Source organism: Ruegeria sp. D3, assembly GCF_056534465.1.
The window spans coordinates 1-884 of the sequence record NZ_JBQFPK010000051.1; the positions used below are offsets into that span (position 1 = coordinate 1).

General features: G+C 53.1%; 2 protein-coding genes. Both read left to right on the plus strand.

Annotated elements, in window-relative coordinates; genetic code table 11:
- Positions 1–14 precede the first annotated feature (14 nt).
- Positions 15–101 carry a helix-turn-helix domain-containing protein gene (locus tag ACR0DX_RS22745; RefSeq protein WP_480847554.1) on the plus strand — a complete coding sequence of 29 codons (87 nt, stop codon included), beginning with the start codon at positions 15–17 and terminating at the stop codon, positions 99–101.
- Between the two features lie 421 nt (positions 102–522).
- On the plus strand, positions 523–884 hold a 362-nt coding region (locus ACR0DX_RS22750), incomplete at its 3' end, for a site-specific integrase (protein WP_480847552.1).

Here is an 884-nt window from a genome sequence, read left to right on the forward strand (position 1 = left end):
CAGAGATCGGACTGATGCTCGGCTATTCTGACAAGTCCCATTTCACTCGCTTTTTCCGAGGTCAGACCGGAATGACACCGACCAAGTTCCGAAGCAAGTAAATGTGGTCGAGCCAAATGAACGCTTCGAAGATTAGGTCCTCGTGGGATCAGTTCGGAGAAGTTGTAGTGCGACGTTGAACAGGTTAGTCGACGACATGAATGGTTGGTTGCCACCGCCGATACAACCTCTGCAACTGGCCGTTTCGTTGTGTATTTCGGAGTTAGCAAAGCTTGGTTGCGAAGGTCCGCTTCGGGCTGACTACGGTCCTTTGGAGTAAAAATGCGGATGGCTGCAAAGTCCGCATGGCGGTCATAGGCTCGTTTTCATCGGACGTCCGACTTGATCAGAAGCGGCCATTGAGTGTTTTAAACTGTAGTTTGAGATGCGCGCGATCGGTTTCTATGATGGCAAAGACAGTAAAGTGCGCTGGTTGGCAGGGTGCCGATGCCTGGTGCGGGAGGGCTGGATGGAGACTTCACCATGTCCAGTATTCACCTTCCAATAATCAGACCGTCTCAGCCGTCGTGGAACAAGAATCGACTAATTGGTCAGAAACGTCCACTCCTGCCAAGACAGGTTTGGGCAATTCGTGCGCGGCTCGAACTCGCCGGGAACCCGCGCAACCTTGTGCTGTTCAATCTTGCTATCGACAGCAAACTTCGCGGTTGTGATCTTGTTCGCCTGAAAGTGGCGGATCTCGTCGTTGCCGGAGCAGTTCGAGACCGCGTATCGATCGTCCAGAGCAAGACAAGCAGGCCAGTTCAGTTCGAAGTGTCCGAGAACACGCGAAGATCGATTTTTGAGTGGGTCAGATCGCCCGCCATGCTTGGTCGCGAGTTCCT

Bases quoted from the DNA above. Each gene is read 5' to 3' on its own strand.
- ACR0DX_RS22745 (WP_480847554.1), top strand. From the start codon at position 15: ATGCTCGGCTATTCTGACAAGTCCCATTTCACTCGCTTTTTCCGAGGT.